At 40.6% G+C, this 1,668-nt stretch carries 2 protein-coding genes and 1 riboswitch; both genes read left to right on the top strand.

The features are described from left to right. A partial coding sequence (locus tag AC1DUW_RS27950; RefSeq protein WP_477644068.1) for an aminotransferase class I/II-fold pyridoxal phosphate-dependent enzyme occupies positions 1–189 on the top strand: 189 nt, incomplete at its 5' end. A gap of 127 nt (positions 190–316) precedes the next feature. After that, a riboswitch (SAM riboswitch) is annotated at positions 317–469 on the top strand. Between the two features lie 178 nt (positions 470–647). After that, the coding region (gene mtnW / locus AC1DUW_RS27955; RefSeq protein ID WP_477644069.1) for a 2,3-diketo-5-methylthiopentyl-1-phosphate enolase at positions 648–1,668 on the top strand (1,021 nt) is incomplete at its 3' end.

The raw sequence follows: 1,668 nt of genomic DNA on the forward strand, positions 1-1,668 counted from the left end.
AAGATTCCTGAAGGTTTCACGTCCGAGAGTTTTGCTGATTATTTATTAACGCATGCTCACGTAGCTGTTGCTGCTGGAAATGGATTCGGTGAATTTGGAGAGGGATATGTTAGGGTGGGGTTACTTACTTCTGAAGAACGGCTGCAAGAAGCGGTTGAACGGATTCGCGCATTGAATTTATTTGGATAATAGTGGAATATCACAAGTTAGCTACCGTTAAATTGGTGAAAACTTATTGACAAAGTATGGATTACCTGTCAGAATACAAAATAAATTCTTAATCTTTTGATACTTGAAGTTTAAATATATCAGCGTTTTCTTATTTTGAGCAGGTGGAGGGACTAGCCCTATGAAGCCCAGCAACCGACCGTAATTCCATTGCAAAATGGGGCGGAATTCTTCGCCGGATTTTTTTGGAATCCACAAGGCACGGTGCTAATTCTTGCAGCTATAAGCTGGGAGATAAGAAGATGGCTTTTTTAAAGCCTCTTCTTTATGAAGGGGCTTTTATTGTTTTAACATGGATTAACAATCGAAGATTCCATTCTCCATATATCGAGGTAACAGGAAAATGGATAGAAACCGTATGAGCCAGATATTAGAATACTGACTTCAAGACTTTACTAACGTTTATTAGGAGTGATCAGATGAGCGAGATAATCGCTACTTATTTAATTCATGATTTCAATGGCGAACATGAGAAAAAAGCCGAGAGTATTGCCTTAGGTTTGACAGTAGGAACATGGACGGACCTGCCTCATTTGGTCCAGAAGCAGTTGGAGAAACATAAAGGACGTGTTGTTTCCGTCACCCCTCTATCTGAAGAAGATAGAGCAAACCGTTATTTCAATCGTAAGGTGTACCGTTCGATGATAAAAATTGCCTATCCGTCGGGAAATTTTTCTAATGATTTACCGGCTATTCTCACGACAGTATTCGGTAAATTGTCATTGGATGGGGAAATCAAACTGATTGACTTGGATTTTGTTGGCGATATACACAAAGCTTTTCCAGGACCTCAATTTGGGATTACAGGTATAAGAGAAAAGATTAACGTATTGGACCGGCCTCTGGTGATGAGTATTTTTAAAGGGGTATTAGGACGGGATCTTTCATTCCATAATGAGCAGCTGAAACAACAAGCATTAGGAGGAGTCGACCTGGTAAAAGATGATGAGATTCTCTTCGATCAGGAGCAGACCCCATTCATTGATAGAATAAGAACGGGCAGACAAATTTTGAAAGAAGTCTATGAAACAACGGGCCATCGAACTTTATATGCTGTCAATCTATCAGGTAAAACATTTGAATTATTAGAAAAGGCAGAGCGTGCAGCAGAAGCAGGTGCCGATGCCTTATTATTTAACGTTCATACATATGGATTGGATGTACTTCAAGCTTTGCGTGAACACGATCGTATTAATCTTCCGATCATGGCTCACCCCGCATATAGCGGAGCAGTAGCTTCATCGTCATTTTATGGTGTCAGCTACGCGCTATTGCTTGGAAAATTAGTAAGACTATCAGGTGCGGATTTATCTCTATTCCCTTCTCCATATGGAAATGTGGCACTTGAGAAAGAGGAAACATTAGCGATTGCTGAAGCTTTGACGAAAGATGAGCCGTCATGGAAAAAAGCCTTCCCGGTGCCTTCAGCAGGTATTCATC

The sequence above is a fragment of the Peribacillus sp. P4_C12 genome (assembly GCF_056402095.1).